The sequence below is a fragment of the Stenotrophomonas sp. STEN035 genome (genome assembly GCF_056759935.1).
The window spans coordinates 20,003-42,335 of record NZ_JBRRDY010000037.1; the positions used below are offsets into that span (position 1 = coordinate 20,003).

Genomic DNA, 22,333 nt, shown 5'->3' on the forward strand with positions numbered 1-22,333 from the left:
TGCGCCGGAAGCACCCCTCCCCAACCCTCCCCTTTGCTGCGCAAATGGGAGGGGGCAGATGGCAGCGGTTGAGAGGCTTTGCTTGTCTCCCTCCCTTTGCCAAAGGCAAGGGGAGGGCTGGGGAGGGGTAGCTTTCGCTACTGTCTCACCTCCAGCCTTTGCGACTCCCAAAGCCCCACCCGCTACAATCCGCCCCCAGGCATTCCCGGCGGCACCGCATGAACCAGCTTCCCCCGCAGACCCCCATCGAAACCCTGTTGCAGACCGCAATGGACGGCAAGCTGCCGATCCGCGCCTTCATGCAGGCCTTCGTTGCCTCCGAAGTGGTGTTGCTCACCGGCAGCCTGGTCACGGCCGACGGCAGTGGATTCGACCCGTTGCTGTTCGACAAGCAGGGCGTGCTGCACGTGGCGGTGTTCACCGATATGGCGCGGGTCGGTTTCCACCAGCAACAGGCCCCGCACAACATCCGCATGCTGATGCTTGAAGTGTTGCGTCGCGTGCCGGGCGGCTACGGCGTGGTGATCAATCCTGGCACGCCATTGGGATTTGAGATATCGCCATCCGGCGTGGGCGAAATCCTCAAGGATTTCAGCTAAGCAGGCTCAGCCCGGTTTTGAGGACTCACGCACCACCAGCTTCACCGGAATGGTGAGGCCTTCGACCGGTTCACCGGCAATCAGGCTCAGCAGTTTGTCGACCAGCAGCTGACCGGCCTGCTTGGTGTCCTGTTGCACCGTGGTCAGCGGTGGCGATACCGATGCAGCCAGTGGAATATCGTCAAAGCCGGTGACCGCGATGTCCTGCGGCACGCGTACGCCACGCTCGCGCAGGGCGCGCAAGGCACCAATCGCGATCAGGTCACTGGCCGCGCAGATCGCATCGAAGTCCTTGCCGCTGTCGAGCAGGGCGATGCAGGCGGCGTGGCCGGAGTCCTCGGTGGTGATGGCGTCATGCTGCAGCGTCGGATCTGCCTTCAAACCGCGTGCGGCCAAGGCTTCTACATGGCCGCGGTAACGCTCTTCGAACTCGGGGTAGTGGCTGGATGCATGGCCGAGGAACGCGATGCGCTGGCGGCCTTGTTCAAGCAGATGCGCGCTGATATCAAAGCCGCCCTGGAAGTTGTCGCTGCCGATCGATACGCCGGGCTGGCCCGGCAAGGCTGCGCCCCAACGCACGAAATGGGTGCCTTGCTCCACCAGCCGCTGCAGCCGCTCAACCGACTCGTGGTAGTCGCCATAGCCGAGCAGGATGATGCCGTCGGCCTTGTTGCTGTCCTCGAAGTCGGCATGCCAGTCGCTGGACAGCTGCTGGAACGACACCAGCAGGTCCAGCCCCTTCAACGCACAGGCGCGGGTGATCGAGCCCAGCATCGAGTGGAAGAATGGGTTGATCAAGGAATCGTCGTTGGTCGGGTCTTCGAAGAACAGCAGCGCCAGCGTGCCGGATTGTTGGCAGCGCAGGCTGGAGGCGTTCTTGTCGACCTTGTAGTTCAGCTGGCGGGCGATATCGAGGATGCGCTGGCGGGTTTCGGCATTGACCATCGGGCTGCCACGCAGCGCACGCGACACCGTCGGCTGCGAGACGCCGGCCATGTGCGCGATATCCAAAGAGGTGGCTTTGCCCTTGATGACCATCTTGACCAGCAATCTGAACGACGTCTGGCATCATGCCATGAGGTCGGCGAAAGGGGGGCGGGCCGGGTCCGGGATCAGCCGTTTGCCGGGCGATTCCAGCGCTGGAAGGGCGGTGATCCGGCTTGGCCAAACGGCGCCGGATGCGCGGCTGGGCCAGCGCAAGCCTTACGCCGCAAGGGCTGCAAGGATTGGCTGCTATCTGTCGCCGGACAGATATAATACGTCGGCTATTGCCCGCATCCGGCGGGTGGACCCCAACGGAAGAGTAGGAACCTATGGCCCGCGGCATCAATAAAGTCATCCTCGTCGGCAACCTCGGCAACGACCCGGACACCAAGTACACCCAGGCCGGCATGGCGATCACCCGCATCAGCCTGGCCACCACCAGCGTGCGCAAGGACCGTGATGGCAACCAGCAGGAGCGTACCGAGTGGCACCGCGTGGTGTTCTTCGGCAAGCTCGGCGAGATCGCCGGTGAATACCTGCGCAAGGGCAGTTCGGTCTACGTCGAAGGCGAACTGCGCTACGACAAGTACACCGGCCAGGACGGTGTTGAAAAGTACACCACCGATATCGTCGCCAACGAAATGCAGATGCTCGGCGGCCGTGGTGAAGGCGGCGGTGGTGGCGGTGGCGGCTACGGCGGTGATCGTCCGCAGCGCCAGTCGGCCCCGCGCCAGCAGCAGGGTGGCGGCCAGGGCGGTTATGGCAACCAGGACCAGGGCGGCGGTGGTGGCTATGGCGGCGGTCAGCGTCAGCAGCAGCGCCAGGCACCGCCGCAGCAGCAGTCGGCTCCGCCGATGGACGACTTCGCTGACGACGATATTCCGTTCTGAGATACAGATAATCTGTTTTCGGTGAGTTAGAACGAAGGAGCCCTCTGTTTCAGAGGGCTTTTTTCTTTGTCTCGTTGTCAAGAACTGTTGAAAAAAAAACTATAGTGCTACAGTTGCTAAAACAGGCGATAAAGAGAGCGAGCGATGTATCGGCTTTCTGCACATGTCTTCGGAGAGGGTGAGCGCGTTCCGCTGCTGCAAGATGCGCGTGGACTTCCGCTTTTTTATCCGACACTCTTCGCAACCGCGAAGCTTCGAAACGCGGGCATTGCGGTCAATACGATTCGCAACAAACTGGCGGACATCCTCGTTCTTCTGCGCTGGCAGGCATCCAAGAAGCCTGCGAGAGACTTGGAGGCTGAGTTCGCTAGAGGCGAGTTCCTCACACTCGCCGACGTCATGTCCATTCGTGACTTTGCATCACGTGACATGCGCGATCTGGAATCCGACAGCCAAAGTCAGTGGGCTGACGACTCAGGTGTGAAAATGCTCGAAGGCCGGATTGGGACGGTGAAACCCGGCAGGAAAGTGGCGGGTCAGCAGCACTACAACCGACTGAGCACGATCGCGGACTATCTTGAGTTCATGGCGGACGCCATTAGCGTTAAGGATCGTCAAAAGCGCGCCCAAGACATTGCACGCATGGCGAAGCTAATTCGCAAGCATCGCCCTAAAGGGGCGTCGCTGCGGCGGCAGAGTGATCCTAATGATGATTCGCCTCCTTCGGAGGTAATTGACCAATTCCTGGAAGTCATAGCGATCGACTCTCCGAAGAACCCGTTCGGCGCTCAAGCCGTACGTCTTCGCAACGCAATCATGTTCCACCTCGTTAGATACACCGGAATGCGGAGAGGGGAGCTTATGAGTCTGCGGATTGACCAAGTTGATTTTGGCGAAGAACCGTACGTCTGGGTGAGGCGCAATCAAGACGATCCGTTTGATTCTCGACGTAATCAGCCGTCATCCAAGACAAAAGAGCGTCCAATTCCAATTCCAGATGGCTTGGCGAACGATATTCATGCGTATGTCATGAAGCACCGCTCACTGATCCCCGCTGCACGCAAGCATCCCTACCTCTTTGTTACGCACAAACCCGGCAAGTGGTATGGACAGCCATTGTCACTGTCGGCGGTCGGCGAGATCGTGAGCAAAATTCGTGAGGTTGATCCAGCGTTCAACGTTATCCATCCTCATGCTTTGCGTCATCACTTCAACTACGAACTCTCGTGTGCCATCGATGCGCATAACGCTAGGGTGAAGGATGGCGAAACCGAAGGAGCCCTGATTCGAGAAGGAAAGGAGCTGGATATGAGGGCCTTCTTGAACGGCCATTGGAATAAATCATCCGGGGCCGTTTACAACCAGCGCCATGTCCGTGAAGTTAGCAATGCAGCGGTTAGAGAATTGCAGTCTGGCTTGGGGCGCGTCATTCGCGGCAGGAGAGTCGCCCAATGAGCGCATCAAAAAAGACTAAAGAGACACCTCGGCCGAAAGAGGCCGTCTCAAAGGCTGGCTATGCTTTTAATGTTCTTGATGAGTACTGGCAGCTCGATAAGGACGTTACGGTTGCACTTGGCTTGGTGGCGATGCTTCCGGATGCGGTTCAATCCGGATTTCGTCTGACCTTACAACGTTATGCCGAGGAGCTTTCGGCTCATCACACATACAACATGGCGGAGGCGTTCAAGAGATACTTGCGCGACACAGGCGCGAAGTGCGTAACGCCGAAAGACCTATTGAATTGGCGCGCATCGTTGGGTGCAGATGGGGAGTGGCGTCTGGGAGCTCTGAAAGGCTTTCTGTTGGCCTGGCATGAATTCGGGTTCAATGGCGTTTCGGAGGAGACAGCAGAACTCCTTCGCGGCTGGACAATCAAAGGAAACGAGAAGGGTGCAGCTGTGGCCACCGGCTGCCCCGAAACAGGGCCATACACGGACTTGGAGATGGCGGCCCTGCTTGACTGGGCAAATTCAGCTGTAATCAAGCGCAAGATCACGTTCAAGGATTTTGTGTACCTCTTGGCTCTCGCAATGACTGCTCGCCGTACGGTTCAGTTGGCCGCACTTCGAGGGAGAGACTTGAAGGGGAATCCGAAAGAAGTTGCGTCTCTTTATTTGAACGTACCACGAGCAAAACAACGGAATCTGAGATTTCGAGGGAAGTTTCGCTCCATTCCGATCATTGAAGATCTGTTTCTCGTGCTCGACAGTCTCCATCGCAGAGCGGTGGCAGATGTGGAGGCAACAATTGGAGCGAAATTGGATGACGACCTACGCAAAGAAGTTCCGATATTTATCAACGAGGATGCGGCTGCGAAGGTAAAGAGTGTTGCGGAGTTGAGAGACCTGCTTGCTGGCTCCAAGCCAGACGCTCTGCACGCAACGACTAGCTCTCTGGACTCAGCCCTGCTGAGGTGCGCGCGTGCGAACACCGCGCGATCAGAGCGAACTGGTGAGTTTATTCGCCTGTCTGCCAGGCGCTTCAGACACACGCGTGGCACCAAGCTTCGACGTGAGGGTTTCGGTGCGTTCGTAATTGCGGAGTTGTTGGATCATTCCGACATTCAGAATGTCCGCGTATATACGGAAAACACCGCGAATGAAGTGGCCATCATTGATGAGTTCATTGGTCCAAAGCTGGCTCCTTTCGCGCAGGCCTGCCTTGGCAGGCTCGTTCGATTGGAACGAGACGCTATCCGAGGAGATGATCCGCGTAGCCGTGTGGCGAACGACAGATCAAACGGTGTCGGCACATGCGGAAACTACGGGTTCTGCGCGAGCGGGTATCGCGCTTGTTACACATGCACCCACTTCCAACCGTGGGTCCATGGACCGCATCAAGAGGTGCTAGAGGATCTGTATGCGGAAAAGTCTCGGGCGCGTGATGCGGGTTGTTCAGATGTAGTGGTGTCGGCAAACGACCTATTGATACTTGCCGTCGAACATTGCATTACCTTGTGCAGCGAATTCAAGGACAAGCTAGCCATTCCAGACTCGGATGAGGAGATGGCCTGTGTCTGATGTCATCCTATTCGTTCCGAAGGCGGGTCGAGATGCCAGGACAAATCTGGACGACTTTATCCGTCTGGCTAGAGAAGATCTGACGGCTTTTGGTGCTGATACTTGGCCAAAGGATCGTTGGCAGCAAGGAAAGACCGTTGCTGTTTTTGCGACCCAGTTGCAGGAGTTGACGCCATATCGGTACACACCTCTAGCGCAACCATTCAAGGATTTCGCAAAGGCCTACGTTCGCTATAAGTACAGTCATAGACCAGTGATCTCAGTGCAGTACTGGCTGCAAGCGCTACGCTGTATTGAAGCCGCGCTGATCGAGTCAGGCTTGAAGGCAGATGTGCTGTTGCTCAATGGGGCGGTGATGGACCTCAGTGCGCAGAAGTGCCGCGAGTTCTATGCTTCCGAGGATGTCTATCACAAAACCGGCCTCACCCTAGCTGGGGTATTTGATTTTTGCCGCGAGAAATTCGTATCGCTGGGTCTGCCTCAGTGGAGGTCGCCATTCAAGAAGCCGGCAATTCTGACCGAGGACCTAGGAGAGGCTGGGCGCGAGCATCGTGAAAGTAAGTTGCCAAGTAACGCCAGCATGCTCGCGTTGGCGGATCTCTTCGCAGGTGCCGCCGACCCACATACTCGGTTCTACTCTTCTATTGCGATTCTCTTGATGGCAACGCCAAGTCGAATCTCAGAAGTGCTTAGCCTTCCAGTGGATTGTATTGGTCGCGAGCCGGATGATTCAGGCGCAGAAAGGATGTGCCTTCGCTGGGTGGCTGCGAAGGGAAAAGGTCGTATGAAGAAGTGGGTCCTGCCGGTGATGGAGGACGTGGTCGTTGAGGCTGTGCGGAGGCTGGAGGAGATCGGCAGGCCCGCTCGATTAGCGGCGCGATTTGCCTTTGAGAATCCTGGAGTTTTCATGCGGAGTGCTGGCCTTAGCTCCGCCGATCAACTCAGCGATGGTGAGCCTCTAAGTACTAAGGAAGTGTTTGCCGCCTTGAACCTTGATGGGCGCTACGCAAAAGATGGACATGTCCCAAGAACGAAGCGCCTGAAGCAATTCGTGGGTCGGGCCGATATCACATACGGCGATCTTGCGAAGTTCGTTAAGGAGCAATACCAAGGCGGCGACTGGCCCTTCATCAATGCCAAGAAGGTCGTGAAAGTATGGGATGCGCTTTGCCTGCATCGTGAGTATGAATTTCACGCGAATTTTTCGGTCAAGGAATTTTCGTGGCGCCTGCCAACGGCCAATGACGTAAACGCTCGCCTGGACCCGGAGAGCGGGACCTATCTGCTTGCCGGTCTCAAGGAGGTAGATGGAGATCCCATCAAGTTGACTACCCACCAGCCACGTCACTGGCTAAGCACGATGTCAGAGCGCGCGGGGATGGATGACTTTACATTGGCACAATGGGCGGGCCGGGCAAAGCCCACCGATAATCGGCATTACGACCACCGCAGCCCAGAAGAACGCTTGTCGGAGGCAAGGGCCCTAATCGTAAGAGAGGCGCCTAGCTTGCTGGAGCGATTCAAGAATCGGCAGCCTGTTACCTATCAAGAGCTTGGGGTCGACCGTCTGGGCACGGCCAAGGCAACGTTATACGGCATGTGTACGCATGACTATGCAATGGCGCCTTGCATGAAGCAGCGTGAATGCATGACCTGCAAAGAGCACAGATGCATCAAGGGTGATCATGTCACGCTCGACAGGATTCGGCTGTTGGAAGCGCAAACGCAGAAGCTCCTGGAGAAGGCCCAACAAGCGCACATCGACGGCGATTTTGGCGCGGATCGCTGGGTCGATAATCACAAATGGAAACTTGCGCATACGAGGACCATGCGAATCATGCTCGAGGAGGAGGCGCTTCCGGATGGCACGGTGCTGCGTATTCCGGACGGGCATGACCCGTCTCCTGTTCAGCGTGCTCTGATGGATCTCGGGTTGATTGAGCTGCCTTCGGATACTGTCGCCGCTGCGACAATTCCACTTCGCTTGGTTTGAGTTGCCATGCCCAAGAAGATCATCACGAAGGCGACTCTTCCCAAGGTATTACGCGAGCTCGATCGTTGGGAGGGAAAGCTCACATGGCCTCTTTTTTGTGATCGCGTCGCCAAAGTCATTGGCGTGGAATCCGTCTCCAAGCACACGATGTATCTGTATCCAACGATTAAAGAGGGGTTTCAGAGGAGACAAAAGGATCTTCGACTGGCAGCGCATGCAAAGCCGAGAGACTTCACGCTACAGACTGCCACCAGACATATAGTGAACTTGGAGGCTCAAGTTGCACGGCTCGAGGCGACGAATGAATTACTTCTCGATCAGTTCCGTCGTTGGCAATACAACGCGTATGCAAACAATGTTCGGATGGACTTGCTCGCATTGGACAAGCCATTACCTGAGGTGAATCGGTCGGGCCGTCGCGAAAAGAAGGGGCGCAAGGGTAAAGCTGCCAAAGAGAACCTTTGAACGTATGAGGCTCCGTTTGACCGTGAGCCGAGATTTGGTCTCGTGTCGTGAGACGGCGTCACGTGAAAGTTATACCAAGGGGATCTGCAACACATGTCATCTGTAACACTTCACGAACTCGAATCTCATTTGTGGGAGTCCGCCAACATACTGCGCGGGCCCGTAGATGCGGCCGACTTCAAGACGTACATCTTCCCACTGTTGTTCTTCAAGCGGATCTGCGACGTCTGGGACGAGGAGTACCAAGAGATCGTCGAGGAGAGCGGTGACGCCGAACTGGCCATGTTCCCCGAATCCCACCGCTTTCAGATCCCGGATGGCTTCCACTGGGACGACGTTCGTGCCAAGGCCACCAATGTCGGCACGACCCTGCAGCGGGCCATGCGCGAGATCGAGAAGGCCAACCCGGATACTCTCTATGGGGTCTTTGGCGACGCCCAATGGTCGAACAAGGAGCGCCTGTCCGACGCCCTCCTCAAGGATTTGATCGAGCACTACTCCCGCCTTCCGCTGGGCAACAAACAGGTCCGGTCTGACGTGCTGGGCGACGCCTACGAGTATCTGATCAAGAAGTTCGCCGACGTCACCAACAAGAAGGCCGGCGAGTTCTACACCCAGTGTGGTCCGGCTGATGATTGAGATGCTCAATTCAAAGCTCAGGGGATGCGACCTCGTCAGCTTACGACTGCGAGATGTGTCCCACGGTGGAGTGATCGCGAAGCGGGCGATCGTGCTGCAGCGAAAGATTGATCGGCCGGTGCAGTTCGAGCTAACGGACTTAACCAGAGCTTCGGTTGCCGAGTGGGCCCGGCAGGCTCAGATTATGCCTGGAGCATACTTGTTCCCTGGCCGAGCCAAGCATGTCGGACATCTATCGACCAGGCAGTACGCTCGTATCGTCTCATCGTGGGTCACTGCCATTGGCCTCGACCGACACAACTACGGCACGCACAGCATGCGTAGAACGAAGGCATCTTTGATATATCGGCGCACGAAGAACCTGCGGGCCGTCCAGATCCTTCTGGGCCACACCAAGCTCGAGAGCACTCTGCGCTACCTCGGGATCGAGGTTGAGGACGCGCTAGAGATGTCCGAACAGACGGAGGCCTAAGCAGCAAGCGGTTCCCAAGCGGCCTCCGGGCTCGGTTTCGCAGGCCGCTTCCGAAACGCGCGCACATGAGGGAGTTTAAGTACATGAATCAACTCACATTTGTGATGGTCAACTTGACCTAATGTGATTCGAGTTATACTGAGCCTGTAGTCGGGGTATGCGGGCTGCTCTGCTGGCCGCATAAAGTTCGATCGACGCACTGACTTTTTCTGATCTAGGCATCTTAGAGGCCGGGTTGAAAAGCTGCAATCACGCACGGCGATGGGTGCGGTACAGGGGAAATTCGAAGTGATGAAGCAATCTTGCGCGGTGGAACGTGTCGCTGCGTTTGCGCGCGCGAAATTTGAATTGCTCCAGCGGGAGCATTCGCAGCGATCCACGTCGACATCCTCGCTCTGGCGGCGACTGGCGTTGCTGGCGCTGTGCTGCGTAGCACCCACGGCTTTCGCGGCCGACCTGCAGATCAGCAACCTGTCCGACACCGGGTACGACCCGACGCCAGTCGGCGGTCCCGTCGTCTACCACGTGGTAGTCGAGAACGGCGATATCGACACGGTCTCCGACGCGGTCGCCCTGTTCGACCTGCCGGCCGGTGCCACGCCGGGCACGTTGCCGGCGTTCTGCGCGAGCCTGGGCGGTTCGCCGGTTCGTATCCGCTGCGACATCCCCACGCTGACGCAGGCATCGTCCTCGGTTGCGTTCGATATCCAGATGAACACGGCGGGGATGGCCGCAGGTACCGTGCAGATCCATAGCGCCGTGGGTTTCGCCGGCATGCTGCCTGCTGCGGGCGAGGCGCTCAACACGCTGCCGCCGTCGCATCCGTTCTTCGGCAGCGACAGCGACACCGACAACAACCAGCTCAGCCAGGGCACCACGCTGCAGCAGTCGGGCGACCTGCGCCTGCAGAAGACCGCGACGCCGTCGCCGGTAATCGGTGGCGGCGAGGTCACGTATACCCTGCAGGTGTTCAACGACGGTCCGAATGCGTCGTCCGGTTTCAACGTGGTGGACACGTTGCCTGCCGGCGTCACGCTGGTGGCCGGCAGCTTCATCGGGCCCGGCTGGACCTTCAACGCCGGCACGATGACGGCGACCCACGCCGGTGCCGTCGCCAATGGCGACAGCGCGTCCTTCAGCTTCCGCGCCAAGGTCAATGTCGGCAGCGGCAACATCACCAACGCCGCCGTGGTCAACGCCGGTGCGATGCCGGATCCGAACGTGGGCAACAACACCGACGAGGTGACCACGCCGGTCACGCCCGGTGCCGACCTGATGATCAGCAAGAGCGCCAATCCTGCGCCTGCGGTCGCCGGCGAGCCGGTGACGTTCAACATCCAGGTGCGCAATCTCGGCCCGAGTGCCGCGACCAATCCGCGCTGGACCGACACGCTCCCGACCGGGTTCACCGTGACCGGCGGCAACCAGCCCGCCGGCTGGACCTGTGCGACGACGAGTGGCGACACGGTGCGTGGTTGCACCTTCGCGGGCAATCTCGCCGTCGGCGCGATCGTCAATTTCACCGTTCAGGCGGTGGTGCCGTCCAACGGCACCAACAGCAGCGGCAACGTCACCAATACGGCCACCGTGACGTCCGACACGCCGGATGCGGTATCGACCAACAACACCGGCAGCACCACGTTCAGCGTGGTGCCGGATGGTGCGGATCTCGGCCTGGCGAAGCGCAAGGCGCCGGCACTGGTCGCGATCTGGCCGGGCAGCGGTGACGACAGCGACAGCCGCATGACCTCGACCATCGAGGTGCACAACTATGGCCCGCGCGCAGCCACCGGCAACGTGCGCGTGGTGGACGTGCTGGCCGCGGGCGAGGAGTACGTGAGCGGCGGCAACGCGGGCGAGTGGTCGTGTTCCGTCGCGCCGCCGACGTGGAACGGGGGCGGACCGGCGCAGGTCGTCACCTGCGATCTCGATGCCTCGCGGTATCCGTTGGCGAGGAACGCGGATGCGCCCGACCTGCGCATCATCACGCGTGCGCGCAGCGCCGACCTGGCGCTGACCAACAACGCGTGCACCGGCGGCTCGGGCGGTTCGCTCGAGCCCATCACCGGCAGCATCGACGAAGACCGCAACCCCAACAACGACTGCGCAGGCGATGGCACGCGCACCACCAACGATCGCGTCGACCTGCAGATCGAAAAGTGGACCAACGCGCCCGGTGCCGGCGACAACACCATCGCGGTGGGCGTCAACAGCTTCACCTACACCCTGCGCGTGACCAACCTGGCGATCACCGACGCGGTGCCGGCCACCGGCATCGTGGTGAACGACACGCTGCCCGGCTTCGTGCCGGCGTCCGGTGGGCTGCCCAGCACAGGCATCACCGTCAGTGCCCCGGCCGGCTGGACCTGCCCGGTCACCGGCGCGTCGATCGTCTGCCGCTCGGGTGCCACCGCCCTCAATCCGGGTGCGTCCGCGGACATCGTCATCACTGTCGCGCGACCGCTGTTCGACAGCATGGGCCAGAGCCCCGGCAGCTGCGGCGCGGGTGCGCCGGCGACCGGTGCGTTCTGCAATACCGCGGGTGTCGCCGTGGATCCGGCGGTACCGGATTCGGTCGGTGAAATCAACGGCGCCAACAACCAGGCCAGCGACTGGGTGCGCATCGAGCGCGAAGCCAACGTGCGCACCACGGCGAAGAACATCGTCACCGGCAACGTCGGCCGCGCCGGCGTGGACAGCCAGTACGTGATGTCGTACCTCAACGAAGGCACCGCGACGGTGCCGGGCGTGGTGTTCCGCGACACCTTCACCCTGCCGGCGAACGATGCCGGTTTCGTGCTGGTTTCGGCCACGCGCACGCCGGGCACGGTGGCCTGCACGGCCACGCCTGACGGCGGCCTGACCGCCACCGCCACGGCGGGCGGTACCTCGTACGCGAACCCGACCGGCGCGCCGCTGCAGCTGGCCATCGAATGTCCGGCGCTGTCGATGTCGCATCGCCAGAGCGAGGACATGCTGGTCACCATCCGCCCGAACGTCAACACCGGCAACAATCCGGCCGGCCGCCAGTTCGACAACGTCGCCACGTTTGGCATCACCGGTGGCGCCACCGGCAGCGACGCCAACGGCGCGTTCAACTACAACAGCAACACCAGTGCGGCCGACGACCAGAAGACGGCGTCGCTGACGTTCCAGCAGGGCGTCGCCGACCTGATCGTCAACAAGACCGATCTCGGCTTCACCGGTGGCGTGGATCCGCTGGGCTACGACGCCCTCAATCCCGCCAACAACCTGATCACGTACCGCATCTCCGTGCGCAACGTCGGTCCCTCGGTCGCGACCAGCGTGCGCATCAACGACACCTACCGCGTGCCGAGTGGCCGCCAGGTGCGTTTCATGGGTATCGCGCCCGGCCCGATCGGCGGGCCGTCCACGGCCTTCAGCGCCGCCGGATGTACGGTGACCAGCGCCAATCCGTTCACCGGCACGGGCACCACGCCCACCGACGCGGGTTTGAGCATCGAGTGCGACGTGCCGGGTGCGGGCTTCGGCGGCAGCAATGCGCCCGGCGTGCTGGGCGTGAACGCGACCAGCTACGTCTACGTCCAGTACCGCTACGAGACGCCGCCCGGCGCCAGCGGCGATACGGCGCGCAACTACGTCAGCGTGGTGCATGCCGAAACGGACCCCAATACATCCGACAACGCGGTCGACGAGCAGACCTCGATCCGCACGCGCGCTGATGTCGGGGTGACCAAGCATGTGTTCACCGACCTGCCGGACAGCGACCCGGATGTTGCGCTGCCGGCATCGCCCGCCACGGCGGTGGCGTTGCGCCAGCCGTTCTACTGGGTGATCGAGGGCGTGAACAACGGTCCGGGCGCCAGCCTGTCGCGCGACCGCACCGGCACCAGCCCGTTGAACGGCACCGGTACGGTGATCACCGACACCTTGCCCGCCGGCCTGGAAATCCTGGGCGCGGCCACGTGGCAGAAGAAGGGGCCTGACCCGGGCGGCGACGAAGTGCCCGATGGCACCGGCACGTGTACCGCTGCCGGCCTGGCGCTGACCTGTCGCCTGGGCGACGTGACCGTGACCGGCAAGGTCCGCGTCATCGTTCCCGTGCGCTGGACCATCTATCCCGGTGCCGGTGCGCAGATCAACACCGCCAGCATCACCACCGAACAGGTGGATCCGAACCCCGGCAACAACACGGCCACGGAAGACATCCTAGTCACGCGTTCGTCGCTGGAAGGCCTGGTGTTCGAAGACCGCGATCGCGCGGCAGGGAACGGCGGCACGCAGCAGACCGTCACGGGCGAACCCGGCATCGCCGGCGTCACCGTCGTGCTGACCGGTACCGACCTCTACGGCAACGCGGTGAACCTCACCCTGCCTACCGCGGCGGACGGTGCGTACCGCTTCGAGAACCTGTCGCCCTCCGATGCGTCGGGCTACACCATCACCCAGACCCAGCCGGCCGGTTACGTCAACGGTCCGATCGATCCGCCCGCGGCCGGTGGCAGTGCGCCGTCGCTCGGTGGCACGTATGCGGCGGGGTCGCCCAACTCGGTGATCAGCGCGATTCCCGTCGGCGCCAACCAGGCCGGCGTGCGCTACAACTTCCCCGAGGTACGCCAGCCATCGCTGTCCGGCTTCGTCTACGTCGACGCCAACTTCAGCAACGTGCGCGATGGGGGCGACAGCGCCATCGCCGGCGCCACCGTCGAACTGCTCAATGCCGCCACCGGCACCGTCGTGGCCACCACCACGACCAATGCCAGCGGCGCTTACAGCTTCACCAACCTCGATCCGCTGACCGTCTACACGTTGCGCGAGGTACTGCCGGCCGGCAGCTACCAGAACCGTCCGACGGCGGTGAATGCCGGCCTGATCGGTGGCATGGCCTGTGCCACCGGCTGCACGCCGGGGAGCGGCGTGGGCGGCGATGCCGCCACCACCGACCGCATCAGCGCCATCGACCTGGGCGCCGGTACCGACGGCACGCTGTTCAACTTCGGCGAAGACGCGGTGTCGGGCATCAGCGGTCGCGTCTACGTGGACCGCAACGGCAACGGCGATTTCGATGCCGGCGATGCAGGCACGGTCAATTCGCGTCCGAATGGCGGCCTGCAGGGCGTCACCATCACGCTGACCGGCGCCGGTGCCGACGGCATCTTCGGCACCGGTGACGATCCGGCACCGGTCGTGCTGCAGACCGACGCCGATGGCGCGTACCAGTTCACCGGCCTGGTGGTCGGACAGAACTACCGCGTCACCGAAACGCAGCCGACCGGTTACGGCAACGGCACCGAGCACGCGACCAACGTCATCGACGTCAACGCGCTGCCGTCTGCCGGCGTGTCCGATCGCGACTTCGGCGAAACGCTGGGTTCGCTGGCGGGCGTGGTGTTCGAGGACTTCTCGACGACGGCGGCCAACAACGACAACGGCAGTTTCGACGGCGGTGAAAACCCGATCGCCAACGTCACCGTGGTGCTGACCGGCACCGACGTGCTCGGCAATCCGGTCAACGTCACCGTGCAGACCGACGCCACCGGCGCCTACGTCTTCCGCGATCTGCTGCCGCCCACCGGCAGCTACACCCTCACCGAGACGCAGCCCGCCGGCTACATCGATGGCCGGCACACGCCGGGCAACGCGGCGACGCCGGGCAGCGCGACCACTCCGAACGTCATCGACGGCATCGTCATCACCGAAGGCCAGGCGGCCACCGGCTACCTGTTCGGCGAACTCGCCAACGCCGTCATCAGCGGCACGGTCTACCTGGACCGCGACGACGACGGCAACCAGGATGCCGGTGAACCCGGCCTGCCGGGCGTGACCGTGGTGATCGAAGGCGCAGGCCCGGACGGCCTGTTCGGCACGCCCGACGATCTGCCGCCGGTCACCCTGACCACCGACGCCAATGGCGGCTACAGCTATGGCGGTGCGATCACCGGCCAGAACTACCGCATCGTCGAAACGCAGCCCACCGGGCTGGCGGACGGCCAGGAAAACCCGACCAACACCATCACCGTCACCAACCTGCCGGCGAGCGGTTCCAGCGGCAACGACTTCGGCGAACGCGCCGCGTCGCTGAGCGGCAGCGTGTGGCTGGACACCAACAACAACGGCGTGCGCGACGCCGGCGAGAACGGGATTGCCGGCGTCAGCGTATCGCTGCCGGCGGGCACCGTGGATGCACTGGGCAACGCGGTGGCGGCGGTCGTGACCGACGCCAGCGGCAACTACCGCTTCGACGATCTGCTGGCCGGCACGTACACCGTCAGCGAGCAGGCCGCGCAGCCGGTGGTGGGCGGCATCACCACCATCAACGGCACCACCGTGGCCGGAACCGTCGGCGGCAGCGCCAGCGGCACCGCCACGCCGGTCGCGACCGTGCCCAGCGCGGTGGCCGGCATCGTGCTGCCCGCTGGGGGCGCGTCGATCAACAATCACTTCGGCGAGACGCTCGGCGTGGCGTTGTCGGGTCGCGTGTTCTTCGACGCGAACAACGACGGTCTGCAGTCGGGCGCGGCCGAAACCGGCATCGACGGCGTGACCATCACGCTGACCGGTACCGACGACACCGGCGCCAGCGTGTCGCTCACCACCACGACCGACGCCAACGGCGACTACGCGTTCGACGGCCTGCGTCCCGGCACCTACACGGTGACCGAACCGACCCAGCCGACCGGCACCAGCAACGGTCAGACCGTGGCCGGCACCATCGGTGGCACGCCGTCGGGCACCGCCACGCCGATCACGACTGTGCCCAGTGCGATCGCGGCGATCGACCTGACCACGCCGGGCGCGAGCTCGATCGGCAACAATTTCGGCGAGATCCCGCTCAACAGCTCGATCGGCGGCCGCGTGTGGCGCGACAGCGACAACGACGGCGTCGTCGATCCGTCCGAGGAAGGCATCGGCAATGTCGTCGTGCGCCTGACCGGCACCGACCCGGCCGGCAATACCGTCACGCGCGAAGTGACCACGCAGCCGGACGGCACGTACGCGTTCACCGAACTGCCGCCGGGCACGTACACGATCACCGAACCCGAGCAGCCTGCGGGCACGCTCAACGGCATCACCAATGCCGGTACCGGGGGCGGTACCGCGACGCCCCCGACGTCCACGCCGTCCGTCATCACGGGCATCACGCTGGGCGTGGGCGAAGACATCACCGGCAACGACTTCGGCGAAGTCCCGGCCGGTGCGATCAGCGGCCGCGTCTACAACGATGGCAACAACAACGGCGCCATCGATGCGGGCGAGGGCGGCTACGCGAACGTGCAGGTGGTGCTGACCGGCACCGACGACCTGGGCCAGGCGGTGAACGTCACCGTCACCACCGACGCCGAAGGCCGTTACCGCTTCGACGGCCTGCGTCCGGGCACCTACACGGTGACCGAGCCGACGCAGCCGGTGGAAACGCTCAACGGCATCACCAGTGCCGGCACGATCGACGGCACCGTCGTGGGCACCGCGACGCCGGTGACGACCACGCCGTCGGCCATCAGCGGCATCGTGCTGCCGCCGGGTGGCGATTCCATCGACAACAACTTCGGCGAGATCGGCGATTCGCCCGACCTGGTGGTCAGCAAGACCGCCACGCCGGCCGTCTTCACCGTCAACAACACTGCCACCTACACGCTGCGCGTGCGCAACATCGGGCACCAGCCGAGCGCGGGCGAGTACGTGGTCGAAGACCGCCTGCCTGCCGGCCTGACGCTGGCGGCGACGCCGGCGGGTGCCGGATGGGCCTGTACCGGTGCAGCCGGCGAAGACCGCTTCCGCTGCACCAGCAGTGCGGTGATCGCGGCGGGCGTGACTTCGGCCGACACGATTGTCGCGCCGGTGCGCGTGGCGGCATCGGCGGCGACGGGATCGCCGGTGAACAATGCCGTGATCGTCGAGGGCGGCGGCGAGAACGAGTTCCGCACGCCGACGCCGGACGAACGTGCCGATTTCGAAGGCAATCCGGGCGACCTGCCGGTGTGCGATCCGGCGATCACGCAGAACGCGTGCCGCCTGCCGACGCCGGTGCAGTTGTCGGCCTCGGTGTCGGGCACGGTGTGGTTCGACCAGGGCAGCGACTTCGGTCATATCGACAGCGGCGATCGCCGCCTGTCCGGCTGGATCGTCGAAGTCGTCAACGGCAATGGCCAGGTCGTCGGCACGACGACCACCGGCGCGGATGGCTCCTACTCGATCGCCGACCAGGTGCCGGGCATTCCGCTGAACATCCGCTTCCGCGATCCGGCGACGGGCGTGGTGTGGGGTCTTCCGGTGAGTGGCGAAACGGTGGCCGGTCCGCCGGTGCCCTGCGATGCCAGCAGCGCGATCGCCAACGGCACCGCCAGCTCGTGCCGCAGCAACGAGGGCGGCAACACGCACCTGTCGGTGGTGCTGGCGCCGGGTGCGAACCTGCCGCAGCAGAGCCTGCCGCTGAATCCCGGCGGCGTGGTCTATGACGCGACGACGCGCACCCCGGTGCCCGGTTCGCGCGTCACGCTGACGCCGATCGGTACCTGCGCGGGCTACACGCCCGAGCAGCACGTGCTGAACGCCGCGCTCGGCGGTTACACGGTGCAGGGCACGTCGGTATCGATGACGGTCGGTGCGGAAGGCTTCTACCAGTTCCTGCTGGGCCCGGATGCACCGGCCTCGTGCCGCTTCCAGCTGGCGGTGACGCCGCCGGCAGGCTACACGTTCGAGTCCGGCATGATCCCGGCGGAGACGTCGCCACTGACGCCGCCGTCCACGCCGGGCGAGGGCTACCCGGTGCAGACCAATGCGACCGCGCCGACCGGTCCGGTGGGTACCTCGACCACGTACTACCTGGAGCTGACCCTGGGCTCGGGCGTGGCGGTGCCGGTGCACAACCACATTCCGCTGGATCCGCAGATCGCGCCCGGCCTGGTCATCACCAAGACCGGCGATCGCAAGACGGTGGAAGTCGGCGACAGCCTGGTCTACACGATCACCATCCGCCAGACCGCGGGTGCATCGATGGGCACGGTCAACGTGATCGACCGCCTGCCGCACGGCTTCACCTACATCGATGGCACCGCGCGCGTCGACAACGCCGGCATCGCCAATCCGCTCGGCAAGCCGGGCCCGACGCTGGTGTTCGACGTCGGCGCGCTCGCCGTCGGCCAGCAGAAGGTGCTGACGTACCGCGTGCGCGTGGGCGTGGGCAGCCAGCAGGGCGACGGCATCAACCGCGCGCGCGCCTGGGGCTGCTCGATCGACGGCGGCTGCGTGGATCCGACCACGCTGATGCCGTATCCGAACGGGGGCGTGGTGCCGTCCAACCCGGCCGAGTACCGCGTGATCGTCAGCGGCGGCGTGTTCGCCGACGAAGGCTGCGTGCTGGGCAAGATCTTCGTGGACTGCAACGTCAACCACGTGCAGGACAAGGAAGAGCTCGGCATCCCCGGCGTGCGCATGTACTTCGAGGATGGCACCTGGATGGTGAGCGACTCGGAAGGCAAGTACAGCTACTGCGGCTTGCCGCCGAAGAGCCACACGCTGAAGGTCGATCCGTCGACCCTGCCCGTGGGCTCGCGCCTGACCACCAGCAGCAACCGCAACCTGGGCGATGCGGACAGCCTGTTCATCGATCTGAAGAACGGCGAGTTGCACCGCGCCGACTTCATCGAGGGCAGCTGCTCCAACCCGGTGATCGAGCAGGTCAAGGCGCGCCGTACGCAGGGCGAGATCCGTGCGCCGGAAACCGAGCGCAACCAGCAGCCGCTGCGGTTCGAGAGCAAGCCGGCGCGTGCCCCGCAGCAGGGCACCGACTCGGCCAACCAGCGGCCGATCGTCGAACCCAGGCCTACGACGAGCGCGCCGACCGGCACGGATGACGCGCGCAACGGGGAGGTGCAGCCATGAGCCGCTCCGCCCCGCGTCCGTCGACCTTCATGGAATCCCGTGCCATGCGCGCATCGCGTCCTTCGTTCCACCCCCTCGCGCTGGCGCTGGCCCTGGCGGTGACGCCGACGCTCGTGCAGGCGCAGGCCGTGTCCGGCGACCAGCGTTTCACGCCGGTCCTCGGCCAGGCCACGCCGCTCTATCCGCAGTCGCCCGAATCGCAGGACCGCGCGCCACAACCGTTGTACGCACAGCCCGGCAACGTCGACTACAGCGTCAACGTGGGCGTGGACCGCGTGCTGGTCGAGGTCGATCGCGATGGCGTGCCCGCCGACGGGCAGTCGCCGGTGAAGGTCGTCGTGCAGCTGTACGGTGCCGATGGCAAGCCGATGGCCGGCGACGCCTTCGCCACCATCGAGCACAGTGGCGGTCGCATCAAGCTGGCCGATGGCCGCACGGATGAATTCGGTCCGGGTCGGCTGGACGCCGACGAGGTCACCCCCGGTATCCAGCTGGCCGTGCACAACGGTCGCGCGGAGTTCGAACTGCTGGCCCCGCACGATCCGCAGGACGTGTTGCTGCGCGTGACCTCGGGCGGCCACAGTGCCGAGGGCGTGATCGGCTTCGTGCCGGAGATGCGCGAGCTGATCGCCACCGGCCTGATCGAGGGTGTCATCAACTTCCGCCGCAAGGGCGACAGCCTGATCAACGGCACCCAGCAGGGCGATGGCTTCGAGCGCGAGATCCGGCGCTGGGAGAAGCAGTTCAACAACGGCAAGGCCAACGGTGCCGCGCGTGCCGCGTTCTTCGTCAAGGGCACGATCAAGGGTGAGTACCTGCTGACCGCGGCCTACGACTCCGACAAGGACGTGCGGGCGCGCCTGCTGCGCGACATCCAACCGGAGGAGTTCTACCCGGTGTACGGCGATGCGTCGTTGCGCGGCTTCGATGCGCGCTCGGCCGAGCGCCTGTACGTGCGCGTGGACAAGGACCGCAGCTACCTGCTGTACGGCGACTTCCAGACCGGCGACAACATCGCCACGCAGACCGGTGTCGACTTCGGCACGCAGGCGGGCCAGCGCGTGCTGGGCACCTACAACCGCACCGCGACCGGCCTGGGCTGGCATTTCGAAAATGCGCGCGTGCGCGGCAACGTCTTCGCCATTGAGGACTCGCTGCGCCAGGTGATCGAGGAACTGCCGGCCGCCGGCAGCGGTCCCTACGGCCTGCGCAACAACGCGGTGCTGGAAGGCAGCGAGCGGGTGGAAGTGGTGGTGCGCGACCGCAACCAGCCCTCGCGCATCGTCTCGGTGCGTCCGCTGGGCCGCCTGGTGGACTACAGCTTCGAGCCGTTCTCCGGCCGCATCCTGCTCAACAGCTTCCTGCCCTCCTTCGACAGCGACCTCAATCCGGTGTCGCTGCGCATCACCTACGAACTGGACCAGGGCACCGAGAAGTTCCTCGTGCTGGGCGCGGACGCGCAACTGCGCGTGGGCGAACGCGGCGAGATCGGCGGTTCCTACGTCGACGACCGCAATCCCTTCGCGGCGTTCGAAATGGGCAGCGCCAATATCGGCTACAAGCTGGGCGCCAACACCTGGCTGGTGGCCGAAGCCGCGCGTACGCGCAGCGAGGTGAACACCAACAGCGTCAACCAGTACGGCACGCCGGGCCTGCAGGGCCTGAGCGGGCTGGTGGAAGGCGATGCGTGGCGCGTCGAGCTGGGCCATGCGGGCGAAGCGCTGAGCCTGAAGCTGTTCGCCGGCCAGTCCGATCCTGCGTTCAACAACCCGGCTTCGTCGCTGTACGGCGGCCGCGGCGAGTACAGCCTGACCACGCGCTGGCGCCTCAACGAGCGCTTCGAGCTGTACGCCGAAGGCCTGCGCAGCGAGGACCGCAACCCCGATGGCGGCGAACGCGATGCCGCCAGTGCGGGCACGCGCGTGAAGCTCACCGACCGGCTGACGCTGGATGTCGGCTACCGCGCCATCCGCGAGACGGTCGGCGCGTACTACACGTGGGCCACCAGCAGCGGCTACGGCAACATCGGCGGCCTCACGGGCGGTTACGCCACCGGTTCCGGCGGCGGTGCGCTCGGCTACGGCCAGCAACCGCTGGATCCGCTGACCGGCCTGCCGATCATCAGCAGCGGCAATCCCAACGACGTGGCCAGCGGCCTGCCGGTGGGCACCGAACTGTCGTCGGACATGCTGCGCATCGGCCTCGGCTACCGCGCCAGCGACCGCTTCAGCCTCGGCGGCGAAGTGGAGCAGGACATCCACGGCGAGGACCGCAATCGCGTGGCGCTGGGCATGGATTACCAGTTGCGCGAACGCAGCCGTATCTACGGCCGCTACGAGAAGCAGACCGGCATCAGCGGCGTGAACGGCCTGACCCAGGACGGGCGCGAGGCGGACACGGTGGCACTGGGCGTGGACACCAGCTTCATCAAGGACACGCAGCTGTTCTCCGAGTACCGCTTGCGCGATGCCATCGCGGGCCGCGACATCCAGGCCGCCTCGGGCATGCGCAACCGCTGGGACCTGCGCGAGGGCCTGCGCCTGGATACGACGCTGGAGCACACCAACGTCATCTCGGGGAATATCGGTGACTCCACCGGCATCGGTTTCGCGCTGGACTACAGCGCCAACCCGCTGTGGCGCGGCAACGTGCGCCTGGAGCATCGCATCTCCGACGACGTCGCCGGCACGCCGACCAACGAGGGCTACAACACGACGCTGCTGCAGTTCCTGGCCGCGCGCAAGTTGAGCCGCGATTGGACGCTGTTGGCACGCAACTACCTGTTGCGCACCGAGTACGACGCGCGCGGCGACGTGCTGCAGGACCGCTTCCAGATCGGCGCGGCGTATCGCGACACCGATACCAACCGCGTCAACGCGCTGGCCCGCTACGAGTACAAGCTGGAGAAGGACGAGAGCGGCATGGACGGCTCCGGCTTCGGCTCAGACACCGGCCAGGACATCCGTAGTAGCGCGCACATCATCTCGGCGCACGCGGACTGGCACCCGTCGCGTCCGTGGTGGCTGACCGGCCGGGTGGCGGCGAAGTGGCAGCAGGACAGCTTCTTCTACGCCGACACCGGTCGCGTCGACGACGATTTCAACGCCGTGCTGCTGTCCGGCCGCATCGTCTACGACATCACAGAGAACTGGGACATCGGCGTGCTGGGCTCGACGTTCCGCGGCCAGGACGGCGCCAACCAGTACGCGTTCGGCATGGAAGTGGGTCGCTTGTTGCGGCAGAACCTGTGGCTGTCGGTGGGCTACAACGCCACCGGCTTCCGCGGCGACAACGACCTGACCGGCTACGAGTACACGCAGCAGGGCGCGTTCATCCGCCTGCGCTTCAAGTTCGACGAAGACCTCTTCCGCAGGGAAGACGCCCGCTACCGCGATCCGGTGCGCTGA

At 63.8% G+C, this 22,333-nt stretch carries 11 protein-coding genes; 10 read left to right on the forward strand and 1 reads right to left on the reverse strand.

Annotation, left to right across the window (positions count from 1 at the left end):
- The first annotated feature begins 218 nt into the window (after window positions 1-218).
- On the forward strand, window positions 219-599 hold the full coding sequence (locus ACVOLL_RS17215; RefSeq protein ID WP_303749234.1) for an SseB family protein: 381 nt from the start codon (window positions 219-221) through the stop codon (window positions 597-599).
- Between the two features lie 6 nt (window positions 600-605).
- Here the strand turns inward: ACVOLL_RS17215 and ACVOLL_RS17220 are convergent, their stop codons facing one another.
- Entirely contained in the window at window positions 606-1,637 is a 1,032-nt protein-coding gene (locus ACVOLL_RS17220) for a LacI family DNA-binding transcriptional regulator (RefSeq protein ID WP_481514010.1), read from the reverse strand.
- A 275-nt stretch (window positions 1,638-1,912) separates the two neighbouring features.
- On the opposite strand from ACVOLL_RS17220, the gene ACVOLL_RS17225 reads away from it, so the two are divergent.
- From ACVOLL_RS17225 to ACVOLL_RS17265, 9 genes are all read left to right on the forward strand, one after another.
- Window positions 1,913-2,473: a single-stranded DNA-binding protein gene (locus tag ACVOLL_RS17225; RefSeq protein WP_481514004.1), complete on the forward strand. Its 561-nt coding sequence runs from the start codon at window positions 1,913-1,915 to the stop codon at window positions 2,471-2,473.
- Between the two features lie 144 nt (window positions 2,474-2,617).
- Window positions 2,618-3,928, forward strand: a complete 1,311-nt coding sequence (locus ACVOLL_RS17230; protein WP_099497393.1) for a site-specific integrase — start codon at window positions 2,618-2,620, stop codon at window positions 3,926-3,928.
- A complete protein-coding gene (locus ACVOLL_RS17235; RefSeq protein ID WP_183153819.1) occupies window positions 3,925-5,493 on the forward strand; it encodes a site-specific integrase in 1,569 nt (522 codons plus the stop codon). Before ACVOLL_RS17230 ends, ACVOLL_RS17235 begins: the two co-directional genes overlap by 4 nt.
- Window positions 5,486-7,486 carry a hypothetical protein gene (locus tag ACVOLL_RS17240; RefSeq protein WP_241899290.1) on the forward strand — a complete coding sequence of 667 codons (2,001 nt, stop codon included), beginning with the start codon at window positions 5,486-5,488 and terminating at the stop codon, window positions 7,484-7,486. The genes ACVOLL_RS17235 and ACVOLL_RS17240 overlap by 8 nt, the downstream gene beginning before the upstream one ends.
- Window positions 7,487-7,492: 6 nt before the next feature.
- Window positions 7,493-7,951: a hypothetical protein gene (locus tag ACVOLL_RS17245; protein WP_099497391.1), complete on the forward strand. Its 459-nt coding sequence runs from the start codon at window positions 7,493-7,495 to the stop codon at window positions 7,949-7,951.
- 93 nt (window positions 7,952-8,044) lie between these two features.
- Window positions 8,045-8,590: a type I restriction-modification system subunit M N-terminal domain-containing protein gene (locus ACVOLL_RS17250; RefSeq protein WP_481514005.1), complete on the forward strand. Its 546-nt coding sequence runs from the start codon at window positions 8,045-8,047 to the stop codon at window positions 8,588-8,590.
- Window positions 8,583-9,062, forward strand: a complete 480-nt coding sequence (locus tag ACVOLL_RS17255; RefSeq protein ID WP_481514006.1) for a tyrosine-type recombinase/integrase — start codon at window positions 8,583-8,585, stop codon at window positions 9,060-9,062. The genes ACVOLL_RS17250 and ACVOLL_RS17255 overlap by 8 nt, the downstream gene beginning before the upstream one ends.
- Before the next feature lie 291 nt (window positions 9,063-9,353).
- Window positions 9,354-18,926, forward strand: a complete 9,573-nt coding sequence (locus tag ACVOLL_RS17260) for an SdrD B-like domain-containing protein (RefSeq protein ID WP_481514007.1) — start codon at window positions 9,354-9,356, stop codon at window positions 18,924-18,926.
- Window positions 18,923-22,333 carry a TonB-dependent receptor gene (locus ACVOLL_RS17265; RefSeq protein WP_143569491.1) on the forward strand — a complete coding sequence of 1,137 codons (3,411 nt, stop codon included), beginning with the start codon at window positions 18,923-18,925 and terminating at the stop codon, window positions 22,331-22,333. Before ACVOLL_RS17260 ends, ACVOLL_RS17265 begins: the two co-directional genes overlap by 4 nt.